This window comes from Priestia sp. TGN 0903 (assembly GCF_050846855.1).
GTDB classification, from domain to species: Bacteria; Bacillota; Bacilli; order Bacillales; family Bacillaceae_H; genus Priestia; species Priestia zanthoxyli.
This window is the reverse complement of sequence record NZ_JBOZGL010000004.1, coordinates 536706-557095: the sequence shown is the minus strand read 5'-3', so window position 1 is coordinate 557095 and position 20390 is coordinate 536706. Positions and strand designations below refer to the sequence as shown.

Below are 20390 nucleotides of genomic sequence, written 5' to 3'. Positions count from 1 at the left end.
ATATATGCAGACTGTCAATAAAACAAAAAAGCAGCCATCTCGATTCAAGTCTGTCGGCCTGTTTATCATTCTTTCTGTCTTAATTATAGCGCTGAGCGTGATAAGCCTTAGCTTAGGAGACATTAACATACCTCCTTTAGATATTATTACGTCTTTTATTGGCATTGGCGATCCTGACTTGACGTCTATTTTGGTAGAATTTCGCCTGCCTCGTATTTTGCTGGCTATTTTAACCGGGATCGGCCTAGCTGTGTCCGGAGTCGTCGTACAGTCTATTATGAGAAATCCGCTCGCTAGTCCAGATACATTAGGTCTTTCAAGCGGATCAGGGTTAGCTGCTGTTGCAGTCACTATTTTACTGCCTTTAGCAAGTCCGTCTGTTTTATCAGTCGCTGCGTTTGCAGGAGGCTCCTTTGTCTTCGTAATCGTCTATTTGCTTGCTTATAAAAAAGGAGTAGAGCCTATTCGATTTGCATTAATAGGTGTAGCGGTCAGCGCTTTTTGTTCATCCGGTATTCACTTGTTAATTTCAAAAGCAAACCCAAACGTGAATGCGGCACTGATTTGGCTGAGCGGCAGCTTATGGGGAAGAACATGGGATCAATTGATTGGTTTACTTCCTTGGATTGTTATATTACTACCGCTGATTTGGCTGTTAGCTGCCCGATTAGATTTAATTCATTTAGGTGATGAAGTGGCTCGAGGACTAGGGGCTAGAGTAGAGTTAATTCGTCTAGTATTACTAGCAAGCGCAGTGGCAATGACGGCTGCTGTTGTATCGGTTGTTGGCACCATTGGCTTTGTAGGGCTTATTATTCCTCATGTGGCCAAACGGTTAGTGGGACCGAGACATAAACAACTGATTCCTACAGCCGCTTTACTTGGAGCTTTGTTTGTACTAGCAGCAGATTTGATTGGGAGAGGAATTGCTCCTCCGATTGAAATTCCGGCCGGATTAATCATTGGCATTATCGGCGCTCCGTATTTTCTTTATTTACTGTGGAGAGAATCTAAAAAATAAGCTCGCGCTTTAGCGCGAGCTTATTTTTATTCCAAGTGAATTTTGGGAAATGGGATATGCGGAGGCTCTTCTAGCCATCCTTGTTCAATACTTATTCTTGATACTTCTTTGGCATATTCCAAAATTTCAGTCGTGAAGTTTGTATAGTTTAAAGCGAGATCTAAACGGGGGCTTGTTGACATCGCAAGCCCGTAGCCACGTACATTTTCAGTAATCATCGCAGCTAGGTGAAACATCATGAGTTTTTCTGAAAATGGAGGAACAGAAGACTTTTCTACTCCGTAATCCCACTTCATTGTGACCGGTATGTTTTCTACCATTAGCGGTTGTGACAGGGATTCAATATGCTGCTGCACAAGCTCTCTACCCTTTAATAAAAAAGCCTGAATGTCCTGAGAAGGAGCTGTTTGAGCAAACCCTAAAATTAAATCCTTTGCAATTAAGTTCGTCTGTATGCTTGACACGATATGAGAAATTTCAATGACGGTTAACGGCCGCTTTTCATCAAAATAGCTTCCTAAGAAGAGTTCTTTATCGTTCATATCAGACGCATCTGCAATGGGAATGGGAGGCAGTTCTATAAAAATTTGTTTTTCTAACAACAAATCTGTAATCGTTTGATTGAGCTTTTCCGCTTTTAGCAGCAAGCTGCGAAAAAAAGATCGTACATCATTTCTTGCGGCAACATCGACGCCCGTAGTTGCTGACAGCAGAAGGACATTTGAAATATGCTTTAAATAAAGCAAATAAAAAGAATCCGAAAATAATTTTGGAGCTTCAGCGTCAAGGTCTTCTTCTCCGAAACCAAGCGGGATTGGCATATTTTCTTTTAAAAAGATAGCAGTGAGCGCATCACTGTTTTTTGTTGTGATATGCAGTGTACCTTGAATCGCTTTTTGAATCTCTAAATCGTCTACATGACAAAGAAATTGTTTGAGCATACAAGAAATCGCTTTATCGTTCATATATTGCTTCCAAATAACAGCCATCTCAGCGGCTGATAGTGGAGAAAATGATTGATTATTCATAATAAACTCCTCATGCTAAGTAATTAACAAGTTTCTAAAAGGTTACCAACTAGTATAAGTCAAAGGAAGTAAGATAAACACTATAGAAAGTAAAAAAGGTATCAACATTTTACTATAAGAGTAAACGTCATGCATAATTTAAAGGTTCTTTTAGCAAAAGAAGAGCTCAACCGCTTCTTTCTTGCAAAGCAGAAATAAAACCGAAATAATAAATGAAGAAAGTTAGGCAAGAAAGGAGTTTCATTATATGCCAGAAGGTCCAGAAATTAGACGAGCAGCCGACGAAGTGGAAAAAGCGATTATCGGTCTTCCCGTTCGCGAGGTATGGTTTGCTTTTCCATCTTTGCAACATTATGAAGAAGTATTAACAGGAGCTCGTATTGAGAGAGTAGATACAAAAGGAAAAGCTATGCTTATTCGTTTTGACAACGGCTATACCATTTACTCACATAATCAGCTTTATGGAAAATGGTATGTTCGTTCATCTTACAATTATCCATCTACAAACAGACAGCTGCGCCTTGCAATTCATAATGAAAAAAAATCAGCGCTGCTTTATAGCGCTTCTGATATTGAAGTATTGCGTGATGAAGAAGTTCCAGCTCATCCTTTTGTATCAAGGGTTGGTCCTGATATCTTAAGTGAAGAAGTAACGGCAGGTGAGCTTTTAGACCGTTTTTATTCTAAACCATTTTATCGTAGAAAGTGGGCATCGCTGCTGCTAGACCAAAGCTTTATAGCTGGGATTGGCAATTACTTGCGCAGTGAAATCCTATTTGTAGCGGGAATTAACCCTGCAGCTCGTCCCATAGACTGCACGGAAGAACAGCTTAAAAAGGCAGCTGAAGCAACCATTTCTCTTGTAAAACAGTCCTATAAAACAGGTGGCATTACAAATGATGTAAAGCTTGCTGAATCGTTAAAAAAGAAAGGGCAAAAGCGCTCTGCATACCGCCACTGGGTTTTTAACCGTGAAGGAGAAGCTTGTCGAATTGACGGCACGCCTATTCTAAAAGTCCAAGCTGCTTCTAGAAGGCTTTATTACTGTCCTACTTGTCAGAAATAGCAGGATATATTTATTCTGCTATTTTTTTGATGTGAAAATGAATGACTGTTCATTTTTGTGATATAGTTAAAAAGTAAAGTCATAATCTTAAGGGGAGGGATAAGATGGAATGTAAAGCAGGAGATACATTTACGTGGCAAAGAACGTTTCAAGAGGAAGAAATCATGCAGTTTGCGGAGATGACTGGAGACCGGGGCAAACATCATATAGAACGTGACGAAAAAGGGCGGCTAATGGTACATGGGCTTATGACTGCTAGTATTGGGACAAAGATAGGGGGAGACTTAAACTACATTGCAAGAGAAATGGTGAGTGAATTTCTTCGTCCAGTTTTTGCAGGAGATACAGTTACCTGTGAATGCATATTAACTGAAGTAGAAAAAGCAGATGGTTTTCAAAAAGTGAAAATCAAATCAGTGTATCGAAATCAACAAGGTAAAGAAGTACTGATAGGGACAAGTAATGGAATTATAAGAGATTGAAATTAAAGCGCTAACAAAAAATAAGTTATGAAGGTTGTTAGAAAAGTCACGGATTCGTGACTTTTTTTATTGTGCAATTTCCTTCTTTTGTTGGTTACCATTTAAATGTAAATATGGTAATTTAGTAAAGTTGAGTTTCGTAAATGGTAAAAATGTGTATTTACTAAGTACATAGATTCTTATTTTTAGAAAAATATTCAAAAAGGAGTTTCTTAGATGAAAAAAATAATGAATACCGGCTTAGCACTATCATTCGCTCTATTGCTTTCGGCATGTGGGATGCCGTCTTCAGAGGAATTAACGGGTGACGTGAAAGAAGCACAAGAAAAGGTGAAAAATGTTCAAGTGAAAGTCAATGGGAAAGAAGAAGGATCGTCTGGTTACAAAGTCAACGGAGTACAAGAGTTTGATTTTAAAAGTAAAGCAGGTTACATTAACACAAAAATGAACGGCGAAGAATTGAAGATGTATCATGACGGTGATGAAACGTTAGCTGTGGCTGGAGAAGAAAGCACAAAAGTACAGGGAGAAGAAAAAAAGTACGTTAAGGCTTTAATTAATAACGCTAGGGAGCTTCAACAAAATCCAATACGCTACTACCAAAAATATGATGAAAATCTTCCAAATGAATTTGACGTCACCGAAAAAGGCAAAGAGTATGTATTAACATTTAACGGAGACAAAGACAAAAAGCAAAAAATTGTAGCAGGTGATGCTAAAGCTTATTATAAAATAACAAATCAAGGCAGCGATACTGCTGTAGACCTTGACCAAATTAAAGGAAAAGATTTTTCGCTTATTGTGACAATTGATAAAGAAACGAAGCAAATAAAGAAAGTAGTAAAAAATCAGTCGTATTCAGTTAAAGTAGACGGAAAAACAGAAAACTCAAAGTCTAAGCAAACGTATACGTATACATATAACCAATTAGACAATGTAACAAAACCAAAAGTGGAAGCAAAAGCCGCTGCTGCTTCTAATGGTAGCAGCACCGAAACGCCAAGTAAAGAAAAGCAGGCTGCCTATGCCAAGGAAGCGGGACAATACGTGGATGCTTTAATTCAAGCCACTGTTTATCAAAATACAGATCAATTTGTTGCTAAACATCCGAATCAGCAAGATAAGAAACAGGTAAAAGAAAAAGGGGAGTTCCAAAAGAGTTCGTTTGTAGAGTTTTTTGAAACGAATTTTAAAGGGGCTTTATCATCATTGAGCTCAAATATAACCGATGAGCAGTTAAACGAAGTAAGCAGCGCTTTTCTAAAAGCTCTTTCATCTACAAAATATACCATTAAAGATGCAGCGTATAGTGCTGAAGATGGTGCGTACGTCGTACAAGTCGAAATTCAAGGATTTAACGATGCAAGTGTATTAGCGGAAGTCATGACACCACTTGCAGAAAAATATCAGGCGGGTGAGCTGAGTAACGAGCAGTTAGTAAACGAACTTATTGACAGAGTAGCAAAACGCTATCGTGAGCCAGTTGAATTACTTCCGGCAAAAACAGTCCCTGTACACGTCGTAAGAAATGGTGAAAAAGATTACGAAGTTTTAATGCAAGATGAGTATCTGTTAACATTTGCTCAACAATCATAAATACACATAAAAAAGGATTTCAGCTATATGCCTGAAATCTTTTTTTATGTTGTTTTAAAATATAATTTCAAAAAATAAAATAAATTATTGAAATTATATTTTAAACGAATTATAATAACCATAACTTCACTACATGATGAAAAAGGGGCCGAAAAGATGAATGAACAGCTTACGTTATTAACAACAGAGTCTCAAAACGAGCAGACCATGAAGATAGATACGGCTAGTACAAAAGAAATTTTAAACGTAATGAATAAAGAAGATCAAAAAGTGGCGCTGGCTGTGCAAGAGGTACTTCCAGACGTAGAGGTAGCAGTTGAGTTTGTAAGCGAATCGTTTCAAAAGGAAGGGCGGCTTATTTATGTCGGAGCAGGAACAAGCGGACGGCTGGGAGTATTGGATGCTGTTGAATGCCCGCCTACTTTCAGTACCAATCCCAATCAGGTACAGGGACTGATGGCTGGAGGAGAAAAAGCATTTGTGAAAGCAGTTGAAGGTGCAGAAGATAAAGAAGAATTGGGAGCAGCAGATTTACAAAAAATACATTTAAATGAACGAGACACAGTCATTGGAATTGCTGCAAGCGGACGTACGCCTTATGTGATTGGTGCATTGAAATATGCAAAATCTGTAAAAGCTAAAACAGTGGCGCTGTCTTGCAATGGTAATTCACTTATTGGAAAAGAAGCAGATCATAGCATCGAGGTAGTAGTAGGTCCAGAAGTGCTAACAGGTTCCACAAGGTTAAAAGCAGCAAGCGCTCATAAAATGATTCTCAACATGATTTCTACCGCGGCCATGATTAAAGTAGGAAAAGCATATGAAAATTTAATGATAGATGTTCATGTGAGTAATGAAAAGCTTAAGGAACGAGCGATAGGTATTATTTGTAAAATTACAGGTGTTTCTTACGAGCGAGCAAGTCAAACGCTTGAAGAAGCAAATAATGAGGTAAAAACAGCAGTGGTTATGATCAAAACAAATGAAAATTACGACACCGCAAAGATGTTACTGAATAATGCGGGGGGGTATGTGAGAAAAGCGATTGAACATTACGTATAAAGGAGAGAAACGATGTCAACAGGCGGATTAACAATGATTAAAAACACGGTGGCTAAGCTTCCAGATTCGGAGCGGAAAATTGCTGAATATATTTTAAACAACCCGCATACTGTGGTAAACAGTACGGCTGGGGAACTAGGAAGACTAGCGAATGCGAGCAGTGCTGCTGTTATTCGTTTGTGTAAATCTATCGGGGTTAGCGGCTTTCAAGAATTAAAGGTTAGAGTAGCCGGTGATTTAGCTAAAGATACAGAACAAGGATACCGTGATATTGAAACAAATGAAACAATTCAATCTATTGTCAAAAAAACGGCAAGCAACAGCATTCAAAGTCTAAGTGATACGGCTGAGCTTGTGAATTATAAAGAAGTAGAGCGGGCTGTTTTGGCGCTGATTGGAGCAAAAAACATTCATTTTTTCGGAATTGGTGCTTCACATATTATTGCTATAGATGCGCAGCAAAAATTTCTTCGAATTAATAAAAATGCGACGGCTTTTGCGGATAGCCATTTAGCAGCTACACTCATCGCAAATGCAAGTAAAGACGATGTAGTTGTGGGTATTTCTTTTTCAGGAGAGACTCCTGAAGTAAGCAACGTCTTATCTTTAGCTAAAAATCGCGGAGTAAAGACGATTAGCTTAACTAAGTACGGACAGTCTACCGTTTCGTCTTTAGCAGATATTTGTTTGTATACGTCTTATTCTCAAGAAGCGCCGTTTCGAAGCGCAGCAACATCGTCTCGTTTAGCCCAGCTTTATGTGATTGATGTTTTATTTTTAAGTATTGCAGCGCAGCAGTACGACCAGACGATTGAGTATATTGACAAAACAAGAGATGCCATTCAGTTTTTGAAAGATAAGAAATAAAAAAAGAAAACGATTACAAAAAGGGGATTTTGTGGTCTGTTTCCTCAGTGGCGTATCCATCTAAGAGGAAAATACAAAGGGGGATTAACATGTCTTTAGATAATCATCAATTAGCAAAGGCTGTTTTGGAGATGCTTGGGGGAGCATCCAATATTGAAGCGTATACGCATTGTATGACGCGGCTGCGTGTGACTATAAAAGATGATTCAATTGTTAAAAAGGCAGATATACGAAAACTTGAAGGCGTGCTCGGATTAGTGGAAGAAGAAACGCTGCAAATCATTATTGGGCCGGGCAAAGTGAACAAAGTAACAGAAGAATTTGGAAAGTTAATTGATGAATCCGGCGGTATTAACTTAGAAGATCGTGCAGCACAGCGGAAATCGGAGCTGAAAGAAAAAAATGCAACTCCGTTTAAGCTGTTGCTTCGCCGAATTGCAAGTATTTTTATTCCGTTAATACCTGCTCTTGTAGCATCTGGACTTATTACCGGAGTGACAAAAGCAGCTGTGCAGGCGAAGTGGCTTCCGGCAGATTCACAGATTGCTATTCTTTTAACCGTTATCGGAAGCGGTTTATTTGCCTATCTGGGTATTTTAGTAGGTATTAATGCAGCAAAAGAATTTGGTGGTTCGCCAGCTCTAGGAGGCTTAGCGGGCATTTTAGTCATTAATCCTGCCGTAGCTGATATTAAACTTTTTGGTGAAGCACTTTTGCCGGGGCGTGGGGGCTTAATAGGAGTGCTGCTTGCAGCAATCTTTATGGCCGTGTTAGAAAAACGAGTACGTAAATTTGTCCCACAGTCACTGGATATTATTATTACACCAACCGTTACGGTGTTAATTACAGGAATTATTACGTATGTGGTATTCATGCCAATCGGCGGCTTCATTTCAGATGGAATCACAAAAGGTCTTTTAGGAGTTTTAGAGGTTGGAGGAGTTGTAGCAGGCTTTGTTTTAGGGGCAACGTTTTTGCCGCTCGTTATTACAGGACTGCATCAAGGTCTTACTCCGGTCCATTTAGAGCTTATTAATTCGATTGGAGATGATCCGCTTCTTCCTATACTAGCAATGGGCGGAGCCGGTCAGGTTGGTGCAGCTTTTGCTATTTATATCAAAACAAAGAAAAAACGCTTAAAGCGAGCAATTGGAGGCGCACTTCCTTCAGGGCTGCTCGGAATCGGAGAGCCGCTTATTTTTGGAGTCACACTTCCTTTAGGGCGTCCATTCTTAACCGCTTGTCTTGGAGCAGGAATCGGCGGAGCATTTCAGGCGCACTTCCATATTGCAACTGTAGCAGTGGGAGTATCGGGTTTGCCGCTTACGTTTTTAGTTCATGCGCATCAAATTCTTCTTTATTTACTTGGATTAGTTATTGCTTACGCAGCAGGCTTTATTTGTACCTATTTCTTTGGATTTAACGATGAAATGGCGAGGGAGTTTGAATGATTGGCATTTCGTTTTATTTGAACGATAGAGATGCCAAACAAAGATTAGTAGAAGCGAGTGAATGCGGCGTTACACGCGCATTCACTTCACTTCACATTCCAGAGGAAAAAGGAGATTTAGCTGAACGGGCAAAAGAATTGCTTCATGTGGCTAGAGATTGTGGAATAAGCGTGTATGCAGATGTATCTAAGCATACACCGGTTCATTTAGGTATCGAAAGCCTTATGACTCTATCTTCACTTGGCGTATCAGGTATTAGACTAGACGATGGCTTTAGCGTAGAAGAAACGATTTTACTTGCGGATGAGTTTTATATTGCCCTTAATGCAAGTACAGTGTCAAAACTAGAAATAGAAGCGCTATTATCTGCAGGCCTTCATCATCATCAGCTGCTTGCTTGGCATAATTTTTATCCGCGGCCTGAAACAGGGCTTGAAGAAACGTTTTTTCAACAGCAAACAGATTTATTTAATGAACTTCGTATTCCAGTTTGTGCTTATATTCCTGGAGAAGGCGAAAAGAGAGGACCTATTTATCAAGGACTTCCTACTAGAGAAAAAGACCGTAATAAATGTCCTTTTACCTCTGCAGTAGATTTATACGGATGCGGAGTAACGGAGGTTTATATTGGAGATCCATACGCCAGTTCAAATTTATTAAAACGTTTAGTTCAATATCAAGAAAACCGCATTATTCCGCTACGCATTCGTTCACCTCATATACAGGGAACGTACAGCGTGCGTCCGGATGTATCAAGAGACGTTCTGCGTTTGGTTGATACACGATCTGTAAAACCAGTGCTGCCATTTCATACAGTAGAACGCAGAATCGGAGCAATTACAATGGACAATGATGGCTACGGACGTTACAGAGGAGAGGTTCAAATAGCTAAAAGGAATTTGTCTGCAAATGCTAATGTGAATGTGATTGGGTATGTAATAGAAGAAGATCATGAGCTGCTTTCATTAGTGAGACCGGGGCAAAAGCTTGAGCTTATTACTGTCTGAAGGAAAAAACGGCGTATTTTTAAAGAAGCCAATAGCTAACTAGTAATGTCACAAAAACAAAGAGCACACACTGCATGAAAAAGGTGTGTGCTTTTTCTTTTACTACTAAAAAGGAAACTATTTTCATTACCATATCATGAACCTTTCTATTGAATAAAACGCTTTACTATGATAAAACTATTACAGGTAAACATATGATAATAGATTAATTTCATAGAGATACAACACCACTAGGGGTGCTTTCGAAGCTGAGAGAGACGATAAGTCTTAACCCTTATAACCTGAACTAGGTAATACTAGCGTAGGAAAGAGGTATTGTAATGGATGTTTTGTATAGGATTTCCTTACGAACTCGTTATAATAATTTTGTGTACATAAACAAAAACACTTCTTTCCTGCGAAAGAAGTGTTTTTTTATGCGTAAAGGAAGGTGTCATACATGAAAGAAACAATTGATTTGCTTGTCAAACAGGTAGAGGAGCGCAAAGGAGATTTAATCCAGTTATTAACAACGCTTGTTTCGTATAAAACGCCAGCGCCTCCTGCACGAAATTCTCATGAAGCGCAGCTGTACGTAGCAGATTTTCTTAAAAACTGCGGTTTTTCCATTGATATGTGGGACTTATATTCTAACGACCCTATCGTAGTGGGAACGTTAAAAGGACAAAAATCGGCTGACTATCAAAGCTTGATTATTAACGGCCATATGGATGTTGCTGAGGTACAAGAAAATGAAAATTGGGAAACCAATCCGTTTGAAGCTGTTGTAAAAGACAATATGATAATTGGACGCGGAGTTGCTGATATGAAAGGCGGTTTGGCGGGAGCATTATTTGCTGTGCAGCTTTTAACAGAAGCAGGAATCGAGCTGCCAGGAGACTTGATTTTTGAATCCGTTGTAGGAGAAGAAGTAGGAGAGGCAGGTACGCTGCAATGCTGTCAGAAAGGGTATACAGCTGATTTTGCGCTTGTAGTCGATACAAGTGATTTACATATTCAAGGTCAAGGCGGAGTGATCACGGGATGGATTACGATAAAAAGCAGTAAAACCTATCATGACGGTACACGCCGAAGTATGATTCATGCTGGAGGAGGGCTGTTAGCCGCAAGCGCTATTGAAAAGATGGCAAAAGTGATCGGAGGGCTACAAGAATTGGAGCGTCACTGGGCTGTTACAAAGAGCTATCCAGGATTTTTGCCAGGGACAAATACGATTAATCCAGCAGTAATCGAAGGCGGAAGACATGCTGCTTTTATTGCAGATGAATGCAGGCTGTGGATCACCGTTCACTATTATCCTAATGAATCGTACGACCAAGTATCAAAAGAAGTGGAAGAATATATTATAGCTATTGCAAAAGCAGATCCATGGTTAAAAGATAATCTGCCAACCTTTGAATGGGGAGGCACATCAATGATTGAAGACAGAGGAGAAATCTTTCCGTCATTAGAAATTGATGAAAATCATGCAGGAGTGCAGCTGCTTGCAAATACTCATGAACAAATGGAAGGGAAAAAGCCTCCAATTGATGTGTCAACTAGCGTAACAGACGGGGGATGGCTAGCTGATGCGGGAATTCCCGCCGCTATTTACGGTCCGGGAAATTTAGCAAATGCACATGCTGTGAACGAACAATTAGATATTAATCAGCTTGTTCAATATACAAAAGTGATAGTGCAGTTCATTTATACGTGGCTGCATACGCATAAGGAGTGATCATCATGAAATTTAGTGAACGATTATACGAAAAGCTGCAGCCTATTTGGCGTCAAAATCATAATCATCCCTTCGTACAGGGGATGGGAGATGGAACGCTTGAAAAGGAGAAGTTTCGCTTCTACATGATTCAAGATTACCTTTACCTAATTGATTATGCCAAATTATTTGCGATTGGAGCCATGAAAGCTACCGATCTTCAAACGATGGGGAAATTTGCAGCCCTTTTAGATTCTACATTAAACGAAGAAATGAGTCTGCACCGTGAGTATGCCAAGAAATTTGAAATCAGCCAAAAAGAATTAGAAAAAGCGCAGCCATCTCCTACAACGCTTGCATACACGCACTATATGCTGCACGTTGGTCAAAGTGGAACATTAGCTGAATTAGTAGCCGCTCTTTTGCCTTGTATGTGGAGCTACTGGGAAATAGGAAAAGAACTTAGTGAAAAGCCTGGAGCTAACAATGAGTTTTACCGTGAGTGGATTGAAATGTACAGCTCAGAAGAATTTGGAGAACTGGCGACATGGTGTATCAATTTATTTGACTCACTTACTGAAGATAAATCAGAAGTGGAATTAGAAAAGCTTGAAGAAATTTTCTTGAATACGACGCGTTTTGAGTATATGTTCTGGGATATGGCTTATAACGAAGCGATGTGGCCAATTCATGAATAGGTCTGTGTTATCTTTTCAAAACGTCAGTTTTACGTACAAGAACGGTGATCAAGCGATTTTAAAATCATTAAACTTAGACGTGAAAGAAGGCGAGTTTGTCAGTATCGTTGGAGCGAGCGGCTCTGGGAAAAGTACGTTGTTTCGTCTCATTACAGGTCTTGAACAGCAGAGTGAAGGCGATATCGTGATTAACGGAAAGTCTTATGAAAAGCGACTAGGAAAAGTAGGCTATATGCCGCAGCAAGATTTGCTGCTTCCGTGGCGTACGATTCTAGACAATGCAGCACTGCCTCTTGAGCTTCACAATGTATCAAAAGCAAGTGCTCATAAGCAAGTGTCTCAGCTGCTTGAAGAGTTTGGCCTAAAAGGGTATGAAAACCGTTTTCCAAGTGATTTATCCGGAGGGATGAAGCAGCGCGTTTCTTTTCTTCGGACGGTATTAAGCGGTTCTAACGTGCTGCTTTTAGATGAGCCTTTTAGTGCACTTGATGCAATCACACGTTTATCGATGCAGGAATGGCTGCTTGACCAATGGCAAAAGCGTAAGCATAGCATCTTATTTATCACTCATGACGTCAATGAAGCGCTTTTTTTATCAGATCGCATTTTTATCTTTTCAGACAAGCCAGTAAGTTGTCTTGAAGAAATTCAAGTGCCGCTTAGCAGACCTCGAACGCAAAAAGATCTGAATCAACAGCGAGTGCTTGATGTGAAAGATTATTTAATTGAACAGCTAAGATCGAAGGTGAACACATGAAAAAGTACGGGGCTTCAGTGATTTTAGTAGTCATTTTGCTGGCTGCTTGGGAAATTGGAGCACGCATTGTAAACTATCCGTTTATTTTACCAACGCCCAGCGGTATTTTAACGAAGCTTTGGGAGCTGCGAATGGATTTATTGTTTAAGCATTTACCAGCTACGTTATCTATTGTCGTAATTGGGCTTGTAATATCCGTTGTGCTAGGGGTTCTGCTGGCTGTGTGGATGAATTGGAGTCCGCTTATTGAGCGTGCTTTTTATCCGCTTATTATTGCGTCACAAATGATTCCGACCATTGCCATTGCTCCTGTATTTGTGCTGTGGTTTGGCTACTCCATTTGGAGCAAAGTGATTGTGACCGTATTAATTACGTTTTTTCCCATTACCGTTAGCACATTTGACGGGCTTCGTTCTACAAACAAAGAGTTAAAAGAACTCATGTTAACGATGGGAGCAACAAAAAAAGATATTTTCTTTAAGTTGAACATTCCTTCTGCACTGCCTCATTTTTATTCGGGACTCAAAGTAGCGGTTACCTTTAGTATAATAGGTGCTGCCATTGGGGAATGGTTGGGTGCGCAAGCAGGCTTAGGATATTTCAGTCGTCGCATGATGACACAGTTTGATGCAGCTGGTGTATTTGCACCAATTGTGATTTTATCCGCGCTTGGTATTTTATTTTTTATTATTGTAGTAGGTTTCGAAAAACGTTCATTAAAGTGGAGGAAAACAGAATGAAAAAATGGTTTGCGATTAGCTTAAGCCTGCTGCTTGTTTTGATGCTCGCTGCTTGCGGTCAGGACAAGGAAAATAAAGCTGGTGACAGTAAAAAATTAAAAGACGTTACAATTATGCTTGATTGGTATCCAAATGCAGTGCACAGCTTCATTTACGCTGCACAAGAAAAAGGATATTTCAAAAAAGAAGGGCTGAATGTAAAAGTACAATTTCCTGCTAATCCAACAGACTCGCTTAATTTAGCAGCTGCAGGGAAAGTCACGCTCGGCCTTTACTATCAGCCTGATGTAGCAATGGCACGAGCAAATGAAGATGTGCCGGTAAAGTCGGTAGGAGCGATTGTAAGATCTCCGCTAAACCGGGTTGTGGCATTGAAAGATAGCGGTATTAAGCGTCCTAAAGATTTAGAAGGAAAAGTAGTAGGATACAGCGGAACACCATTAAGTGAATCTGTTCTAAAGAAAATGGTGAAAAGCGATGGAGGAGATCCGAATAAAGTAAAACTAGTAGACGTAGGGTTTGAGTTAAATTCATCGCTGATTAGCAAAAAAGTAGATGCTGTAATAGGTGCGTATATTAACCACGAAGTACCATTGCTTCACAAAAAAGGATACAAAACGGTTGACATTGATCCGTCAGATTACGGCGTGCCATCTTATTACGAGCTAGTGGCCGTTACAGGGGATCAAACGTGGGCAAAAGATTCTGATACGATTAAAGCGTTTTGGCGTGCCGCGACAAAAGGGTATGAATACACGGAGAAACATCCAAAAGAATCACTTCAAATTTTGTTAGATAATCAAGATAAATCAAACTTCCCGCTTGAAAAAGATGTGGAAACAAAAAGTTTGAATATCTTACTTCCAAAAATGAAGTCTGAACAAGGATTCGGCAGTCAAACGAAAGAATCATGGCAATCAAATGTTAACTGGTTAAAAGAGTCAGGGTTAATTAAGAAAAAGCCAAATGTAGATGAGATGTTTGAGAATATTGGGGAATCTCAGTAAATAATTTAAGACGAATTTAAAAAAACCTCCTTATACTGAACGTAACTTTCTGAAAGAGAAAGTGAAAAGGTCAAGGAGGTTTTTTTATGGCTTTTACGATAGTAGAGAAGGAAACATGTATTGCTTGCGGAGCATGTGGAGGGAGTGCGCCAGATCTTTATGATTATGATTCAGAAGGTCTTGCTTATGCCGTATTAGATAACAACGAAGGAACAAAAGAAGTTCCTGAACATCAGCAAGATGAGATGATGGAAGCGTACGAAGGGTGTCCAACAGACTCGATTAAAGTTGCAGAGCAGCCGTTTTATGGAGATGCAGCAAAATTCGAATAGGGCTTTTGAAAAAATAAATAATGATAAAGTACATTTAGTTATCTGATAAGTGAATATTTGGTTATATAGAAAGTTCCAAAACAAAAAAGGTCTTGCCTAGGCAAGACCTTTTTCTACTCTAAATTTGCATGCTTTCCGTACATCGTATGAGTATCAAGTTCTTTCTTCTCCATGAAGCGAAGAATCAGCGCATCGTAAAAAAGAAGAAGCGTTTGTTCAAACAGTGACGCCATAGGCTGTACGGTTTGATAACTGCTTTGTTCTTGATCCTTCGGAGCGCCGGGCAGCTTCACGATGAAGTCAGCCAGCTTGCCAAGCGTGGAATCGGGGGAAATCGTGACTACTCCAACTTTTCCTCCAAGTTCTTTTGCTTTTTGAGCAATAGGAATCAAGCTCTTCGTTTCGCCAGAACCTGATCCGATGATTAATAAATCATCCTGCGTGAAAGTGGACGTCACGGTTTCTCCAATGACATAAGCATCAATGCCCATATGCATCATACGCATAGCAAACGACTTGCCCATAAGACCTGAACGGCCTGCTCCTGTGACAAACACTTTTTTAGATGAGATGATGCCATTTACAAGCTGTTCAGCTTCATCGTCAGCGATTAGAGCTGTTGTTTGTAAAAGCTCATTCATAACCGTTTTTAAATGTTCGCTCGTCTGCATAGAAAGCTCCTTAATTTGTAATAAGCTCTTTCATTTGAGAAGCAACTGATTTTTTATCATCTTGGCTCGTGATGCCTCCGCCAACGATAACAAGATCAGGCTGTGCTTTTACTACTTCAGGTAAAGATTCTAATTTAATGCCGCCAGCAACGGCTGTTTTTGCATTTTTTACAACGCTTTTGATTGTTACTAAATCTTCAAAAGAGTTTTGACCAACTGCTTGAAGATCGTATCCTGTGTGTACGCAGATATAGTCAACGCCAAATTCGTCTAGCTCTTTTGCGCGTCCTTTAATATCTTTTACACCAATCATATCGACTAGAATTTTTTTACCTTGTTTTTTCGCTTCTTCAACTGCACCTTTAATTGACATATCTTCAGCCACACCTAAGATGGTAATGATGTCTGCTCCAGCTTGAGAAGCTTGCTGTACTTCATAACCAGCTGCATCCATGATTTTTAGGTCAGCTAATACTTTTAAATTAGGAAATGCTTCTTTAATTTCTTTAACGGCGCGAAGCCCTTCATTGATTACAACAGGTGTACCGATTTCCACGATATCAATATGTTCTTCAACTTCTTTTACTACCTCTTTTGCTTGAGAAATATTAACAAGATCTAATGCTAATTGTAATTCCATTCTACTCCACTCCTTACAGAAATCTATAGATACCTTTTGTGCCTTTTTACATAAAAAGCAGCTGGTGTAGTTATTGTACCCGCAGTTTGAGGTTCTTAAAAGTACGCACTTTTCCCACAAATAGTGTGGGGAATGATAGTATACAGAAGTATACTAATGGACATATCAGTCTTGTAACCGCTTAATTTTCATTAAAAATGCGGATGATATTGAGTAATATCATCCGCATAAAAAAATAAAAACTATGGAATAGAAGGATTCGTTTCCATCATTTAATTAACGTTTCTACCTTTTGTTCTTGATTGACCAGCACTGTATCACGGTAATTTTTACCCCAATCGTACATGGCTGTTAAAATAGGCATTAAACTTTCTCCTTCTTTTGTAAGTGAGTATTCGACTTTAGGTGGTACGACAGGATAAACTTTACGGTTAACAATTAGATCTTCTTCCAGTTCCCGCAGCTGGTTAACCAGCATGCGCGGCGTAATATCAGGAATAAGCGATTTTAGTTCCCCGAACCGTTTTGTTCCTTCACGTCCTAAGTGCCATAGTATCAACATCTTCCATTTTCCGCCGATAATAGCAAGCGTTAATTCTTTTTCACAGTTAAATTCCTTATTAAGCTGGCTCAATTGTTTCACCCCTATGACCAATAGTATAAAATTTCTTTTACAGTACTTCTTATTATACCGGTGCTGACAATCCTTTTACAAAAATCCGGCTTGTATCTTTCCATTAAAAAATTTAGCTTTTTTTACTATATAGTTATTCTTGACTAGTGAGATATAAAAGGTGGCCTTTAGTCATGTTTTTTATTTTTAACGAATTCAATTGTTTAAATATAAAAAAAGATGGGAAATCACTCAATAACGATGCTAAAGGAGGCAGTAAAAATGGAAAGAAACCGATCTGAATTACAAAACCCTGCTTTAAGCAACAGCGCAGGCATCAACAGCGATGTAGGAATTAATAACAATCCACAGACAGCTAATAGCACTGCTGCTGTTAGCACCACGGGGAAAAGCTACAGCAGCAAGCTAGTAAAAGGTGTTGTTGTCGGGGCAGTTGTAGGTGGATGTATAACATTACTTGATAATAAAACTCGCTCATCTGTTAAAAGAAGAGCCGTTACATTAAAGGACTCTTCTGCAAACATGATTAATCAAGTAAAAGAGAACCCTCAAGAAACAAAAGAAAAAATGGTGCAGCAAATGAAAAATGCATCGAATCTTTTAAAAGATGCAATTAATGATGCCAAACATTTGTACGAGCGTGTAAATGAAGATTTCTTTAAGCAAGCAGAAGATGTGAAAAGCGTTACGCATGATGCAAAATCAACGGTAGAAGATGCTAAAAGTGATTTACAGCAAATTGGTGAAAAAGTGAAAGATGCAACTTCTGAAATAAGTAAGGAAAAGATGACGCCGGACGAAAAACCAGAATCTGAGCGTGAAAGAACATATCAGTCTATTCACTAAGAAGGAGATGTTAACTGTGAGTCAAATGAATGAAGGAACTACAAAAGACATGAATAAAATTGAAGAAACGGTAGATAATTTAGGGACGGAGAAAAAAGAAGCAATTTTGCAGAATTTTGATACGTTTACTGATTATTTAACTCAAAAAGTTCATGTCGGTAAAAAGCTCGGGTTAAATGAGGAACAATTAGCAGCTGCTACAAAAAAAGTGGCTAGCTATTTAGCCAAAAATGAGGAGCCTCGAAACCGAGAAGAAAAAGTCCTTCATGAGTTATGGAAAGTCAGCAGTGAAGAGGAAAAGGAAGTCCTTTCTCATCTCATTTTAAAACTAGTTGCGTAACATTAAAAAAGCATCCCGTCTATCAGGATGCTTTTTTAATGTATTAAGATGATTGATTTTGAGCTTCTTGAATCGTTTTATCCCAGTCAATACCGCAATCATCCGTTGCACAAGAAGATTGCTGTGCGCAGCTTGCACATTTTCCCTGAGTACTCTTGCGGAAGAATTTTGTCATATGATAAAGGGCATACCCAAAAATCAAAACCCCAATTAAAATGTTAATAATCAATGTTATTCACTCCTTTTAAGAAAAACCAAGTACTTTTCCAATAGTGTGTACAAGCAAAGCTACGAGATAAGCGACAACCAAAGGGTAGGCCACAGCAAATGCTGTCCATTTTAATGAGCCGGTTTCTCGTCGAATAACAGCGACGGTTGCTAGACACGGAACATAAAGAAGAACAAACACCATAAACGTATAGGCTGTTAGCGGTGTAAAGAATGTCTTCATTGTGTCGCCAAGCTGTCCTTCTTGTACTTTATAAATGATGCTCATAGTTGAAACAACCACTTCTTTCGCTAGGAAGCCTGTAATCAGTGATGCTACAGCTTGCCATGTCGCAAAACCTAAAGGGATAAATAGAGGAGCGATAGCACCTCCAATAATAGCCATAAAGCTATTTTCCATATCTACTCCAAAACCGCCAGGGCCAGCGTAAGATGATAGCCAGATAAATACAGAGCCAGCTAAAATAACCGTACCTGCTTTTCGGACGAAATTTCGGCCTTTTTCCCACGTGCTTCTCCAAAGAGTCTTGGCTTGAGGTACGCGGTAAGGAGGAAGTTCAACAATAAAAGTTGATTGTTCGTCTTTAAGAAGCGTTACTGATAAAATTTTCGTTACAACAAGTGCTAAAATAATGCCAAGCAAGTACATAGAAAACACCACAGCTGCTCCGTTTTGCACAAAAAAAGCACCTACAAACAAAGCGTATACAGGAAGACGTGCTGAGCAGCTCATAAATGGATTGACTAAAATGGTCATAAGGCGCTCTTTTCGCTGTTCAATTGTACGCGCGGCCATAATCCCCGGTACGTTACATCCAAAGCTAATAATCATCGGAATAAATGCTTTTCCGTTCAAACCGAAAAATTCCATTATACGATCCATTACTACAGCGATTCTAGCCATGTATCCTGAATCTTCAAGCAGTGAAATGAAAAAGAACAGGACAAAAATTTGTGGTACAAATACTAGTACGCCGCCTACTCCTGCAATAATGCCATCCACAATTAAATCGTGAATAAATGGAGCAGCACCAGCTGCATTTAAAAGAGAATCAGCGCCTTCACTAAGCGTTCCGCCAAAGAAGCCGTCCAGTTTATCAGAAAGCGGAACGCCAATCCACGTAAACGTAATATTAAAAATCAAATACATTAAGCCAAGAAAAATAGGGAGACCAAGCCACTTATGCGTCACAATTCGATCGATTCGATCCGTGAAAGTTAAAGGTGTTTCGCTGCCCTTTATGATACACTCGCTCGAAATGCGTTCAATAAATGCTGTACGCACGTCGAAGAAATGCTCACTAAGCGGCTTGTTTATTTTTTGTGCAGCGGCTTTTCGAAGCTCAAGCAGCTCTGAGTAACTCGTTTTTTCTTTTAATGTTGATTCGATTACGCTATTTTCCGCTAAGAATTGAATGGCCATCCATCTGCTGACGTCCGCTTTTGTTTGAATCATATGAATTGCTTGTTCAGCGGTTTCCCCATAATTTAATTGAAATGAAGGGGCTTTTAAATCTTGCTTCAAAGTAGAGAGCAGCTCATTAATTCCTTTTCCATTACGGGCAATAATCGCTGAAACCGGAATATGTAATGATTTGCTAAGCTTCTCCAAATTAAAAGTCAATCCGCGTTTTTCCGCTACATCAATCATATTTAAGCCGATTACTAATGGCTTTCCATATTCCAATGCTTGAATAGTGAGATGCATGCTTCTTTCAAACTGAGAAGCGTCTACAATATTCAGCATACTGTTAAATTCTCCGGTTAACAAAAAGTTAGTTACCACTGCTTCATCTGAAGAAAGAGGAGTAAAGTCATACACACCCGGCAAATCAACCAGCTGGCTGTTTTGCTTTTTAATAGATCCAACTTTCTTTTCAACGGTTACACCGCTCCAGTTTCCTACGTATTCATAGGAATCTGTTAATATATTGAATAAAGAAGTTTTTCCTGTGTTTGGATTTCCTAAAAGTGCAATTGTACTCATGCTGTCTCAACCTCAATTTTGGCCGCATCGCGTTTTCGGATGCTAATCATTTGACCTTGACATTCAATAATACAAGGTCCTCCTAAGATGGTTTTTTGCTTCATGCATAGTTCGCAGCCTTTTTTTACTCCAAAAGAAAGAAGGCGGCGTTCTAATGATCTATCTAAAAATTCAATGTTTTTAACTTTTACTTTGTCGCCAATACTCACGGTAGTTAAATTCATCATTCAGCAC

General features: G+C 39.2%; 23 protein-coding genes and 1 riboswitch. Of the genes, 16 read left to right on the top strand and 7 right to left on the bottom strand.

Annotation, left to right across the window (positions count from 1 at the left end):
• Positions 1-4 precede the first annotated feature (4 nt).
• Positions 5-1021 (top strand): FecCD family ABC transporter permease, encoded by a 1017-nt coding sequence (locus ACRPLY_RS17175; RefSeq protein ID WP_205663875.1) that lies wholly within the window; start codon positions 5-7, stop codon positions 1019-1021.
• 26 nt (positions 1022-1047) lie between these two features.
• Here the strand turns inward: ACRPLY_RS17175 and ACRPLY_RS17170 are convergent, their stop codons facing one another.
• On the bottom strand, positions 1048-2049 hold the full coding sequence (locus ACRPLY_RS17170) for a DUF3231 family protein (protein ID WP_033578148.1): 1002 nt from the start codon (positions 2047-2049) through the stop codon (positions 1048-1050).
• Between the two features lie 247 nt (positions 2050-2296).
• Here ACRPLY_RS17170 and nei point away from each other — a divergent pair, with 247 nt between their 5' ends.
• From nei to ACRPLY_RS17105, 13 genes are all read left to right on the top strand, one after another.
• The gene (nei, locus tag ACRPLY_RS17165) at positions 2297-3115 is read left to right on the top strand and encodes an endonuclease VIII (RefSeq protein ID WP_432232062.1); all 819 of its coding nucleotides are present in this window, start codon (positions 2297-2299) and stop codon (positions 3113-3115) included.
• Positions 3116-3219: 104 nt separating this feature from the next.
• The gene (locus tag ACRPLY_RS17160) at positions 3220-3597 is read left to right on the top strand and encodes an FAS1-like dehydratase domain-containing protein (RefSeq protein WP_013055587.1); all 378 of its coding nucleotides are present in this window, start codon (positions 3220-3222) and stop codon (positions 3595-3597) included.
• Between the two features lie 216 nt (positions 3598-3813).
• Positions 3814-5193, top strand: coding sequence for a DUF6612 family protein (locus ACRPLY_RS17155; RefSeq protein ID WP_432232061.1), 1380 nt, complete (start codon positions 3814-3816; stop codon positions 5191-5193).
• A 156-nt stretch (positions 5194-5349) separates the two neighbouring features.
• Positions 5350-6255, top strand: coding sequence for an N-acetylmuramic acid 6-phosphate etherase (murQ, locus tag ACRPLY_RS17150; protein ID WP_028412145.1), 906 nt, complete (start codon positions 5350-5352; stop codon positions 6253-6255).
• Between the two features lie 12 nt (positions 6256-6267).
• Complete coding sequence (locus ACRPLY_RS17145; protein ID WP_033578150.1) at positions 6268-7122, top strand: MurR/RpiR family transcriptional regulator; 855 nt, start codon at positions 6268-6270, stop codon at positions 7120-7122.
• An 89-nt stretch (positions 7123-7211) separates the two neighbouring features.
• Positions 7212-8573 carry a PTS transporter subunit EIIC gene (locus ACRPLY_RS17140; RefSeq protein WP_033578151.1) on the top strand — a complete coding sequence of 454 codons (1362 nt, stop codon included), beginning with the start codon at positions 7212-7214 and terminating at the stop codon, positions 8571-8573.
• Positions 8570-9580 carry a MupG family TIM beta-alpha barrel fold protein gene (locus tag ACRPLY_RS17135; protein WP_047751584.1) on the top strand — a complete coding sequence of 337 codons (1011 nt, stop codon included), beginning with the start codon at positions 8570-8572 and terminating at the stop codon, positions 9578-9580. The genes ACRPLY_RS17140 and ACRPLY_RS17135 overlap by 4 nt, the downstream gene beginning before the upstream one ends.
• 222 nt (positions 9581-9802) lie before the next feature.
• Positions 9803-9905, top strand: a riboswitch (TPP riboswitch).
• 114 nt (positions 9906-10019) lie between these two features.
• Complete coding sequence (locus ACRPLY_RS17130; protein WP_432232060.1) at positions 10020-11297, top strand: acetylornithine deacetylase; 1278 nt, start codon at positions 10020-10022, stop codon at positions 11295-11297.
• A 5-nt stretch (positions 11298-11302) separates the two neighbouring features.
• Positions 11303-11974, top strand: a complete 672-nt coding sequence (gene tenA / locus ACRPLY_RS17125) for a thiaminase II (protein WP_432232059.1) — start codon at positions 11303-11305, stop codon at positions 11972-11974.
• A complete protein-coding gene (locus ACRPLY_RS17120) occupies positions 11967-12731 on the top strand; it encodes an ABC transporter ATP-binding protein (RefSeq protein ID WP_028412154.1) in 765 nt (254 codons plus the stop codon). The genes tenA and ACRPLY_RS17120 overlap by 8 nt, the downstream gene beginning before the upstream one ends.
• Positions 12728-13471: an ABC transporter permease gene (locus ACRPLY_RS17115; RefSeq protein WP_028412155.1), complete on the top strand. Its 744-nt coding sequence runs from the start codon at positions 12728-12730 to the stop codon at positions 13469-13471. The genes ACRPLY_RS17120 and ACRPLY_RS17115 overlap by 4 nt, the downstream gene beginning before the upstream one ends.
• Complete coding sequence (locus tag ACRPLY_RS17110; RefSeq protein WP_033578153.1) at positions 13468-14478, top strand: ABC transporter substrate-binding protein; 1011 nt, start codon at positions 13468-13470, stop codon at positions 14476-14478. Before ACRPLY_RS17115 ends, ACRPLY_RS17110 begins: the two co-directional genes overlap by 4 nt.
• Positions 14479-14564: 86 nt before the next feature.
• Entirely contained in the window at positions 14565-14810 is a 246-nt protein-coding gene (locus tag ACRPLY_RS17105) for a ferredoxin (RefSeq protein WP_028412157.1), read from the top strand.
• Positions 14811-14923: 113 nt separating this feature from the next.
• On the opposite strand, the gene hxlB is transcribed toward ACRPLY_RS17105, so the two are convergent.
• From hxlB to ACRPLY_RS17090, 3 genes are all read right to left on the bottom strand, one after another.
• Positions 14924-15481: a 6-phospho-3-hexuloisomerase gene (gene hxlB / locus ACRPLY_RS17100; protein ID WP_013055598.1), complete on the bottom strand. Its 558-nt coding sequence runs from the start codon at positions 15479-15481 to the stop codon at positions 14924-14926.
• Between the two features lie 10 nt (positions 15482-15491).
• Complete coding sequence (gene hxlA / locus ACRPLY_RS17095; RefSeq protein ID WP_013055599.1) at positions 15492-16121, bottom strand: 3-hexulose-6-phosphate synthase; 630 nt, start codon at positions 16119-16121, stop codon at positions 15492-15494.
• A gap of 268 nt (positions 16122-16389) precedes the next feature.
• Positions 16390-16755: a winged helix-turn-helix transcriptional regulator gene (locus ACRPLY_RS17090; RefSeq protein ID WP_432232058.1), complete on the bottom strand. Its 366-nt coding sequence runs from the start codon at positions 16753-16755 to the stop codon at positions 16390-16392.
• A gap of 261 nt (positions 16756-17016) precedes the next feature.
• Between ACRPLY_RS17090 and ACRPLY_RS17085 the strand changes: the two genes are divergently transcribed.
• Positions 17017-17601: a hypothetical protein gene (locus ACRPLY_RS17085; RefSeq protein ID WP_432232057.1), complete on the top strand. Its 585-nt coding sequence runs from the start codon at positions 17017-17019 to the stop codon at positions 17599-17601.
• A 16-nt stretch (positions 17602-17617) separates the two neighbouring features.
• Positions 17618-17941, top strand: a complete 324-nt coding sequence (locus ACRPLY_RS17080; RefSeq protein ID WP_013081917.1) for a DUF3243 domain-containing protein — start codon at positions 17618-17620, stop codon at positions 17939-17941.
• Between the two features lie 43 nt (positions 17942-17984).
• On the opposite strand, the gene ACRPLY_RS17075 is transcribed toward ACRPLY_RS17080, so the two are convergent.
• Genes ACRPLY_RS17075 through ACRPLY_RS17065 form a run of 3 tightly spaced genes read right to left on the bottom strand, consistent with a single transcriptional unit; the run spans position 17985 to position 20383 of the window.
• On the bottom strand, positions 17985-18170 hold the full coding sequence (locus ACRPLY_RS17075; protein ID WP_013081918.1) for a FeoB-associated Cys-rich membrane protein: 186 nt from the start codon (positions 18168-18170) through the stop codon (positions 17985-17987).
• A gap of 15 nt (positions 18171-18185) precedes the next feature.
• Positions 18186-20156, bottom strand: a complete 1971-nt coding sequence (feoB, locus tag ACRPLY_RS17070; protein WP_432232056.1) for a ferrous iron transport protein B — start codon at positions 20154-20156, stop codon at positions 18186-18188.
• Positions 20153-20383, bottom strand: coding sequence for a FeoA family protein (locus ACRPLY_RS17065; RefSeq protein ID WP_013055605.1), 231 nt, complete (start codon positions 20381-20383; stop codon positions 20153-20155). Before ACRPLY_RS17065 ends, feoB begins: the two co-directional genes overlap by 4 nt.
• Between the last annotated feature and the right edge of the window lie 7 nt (positions 20384-20390).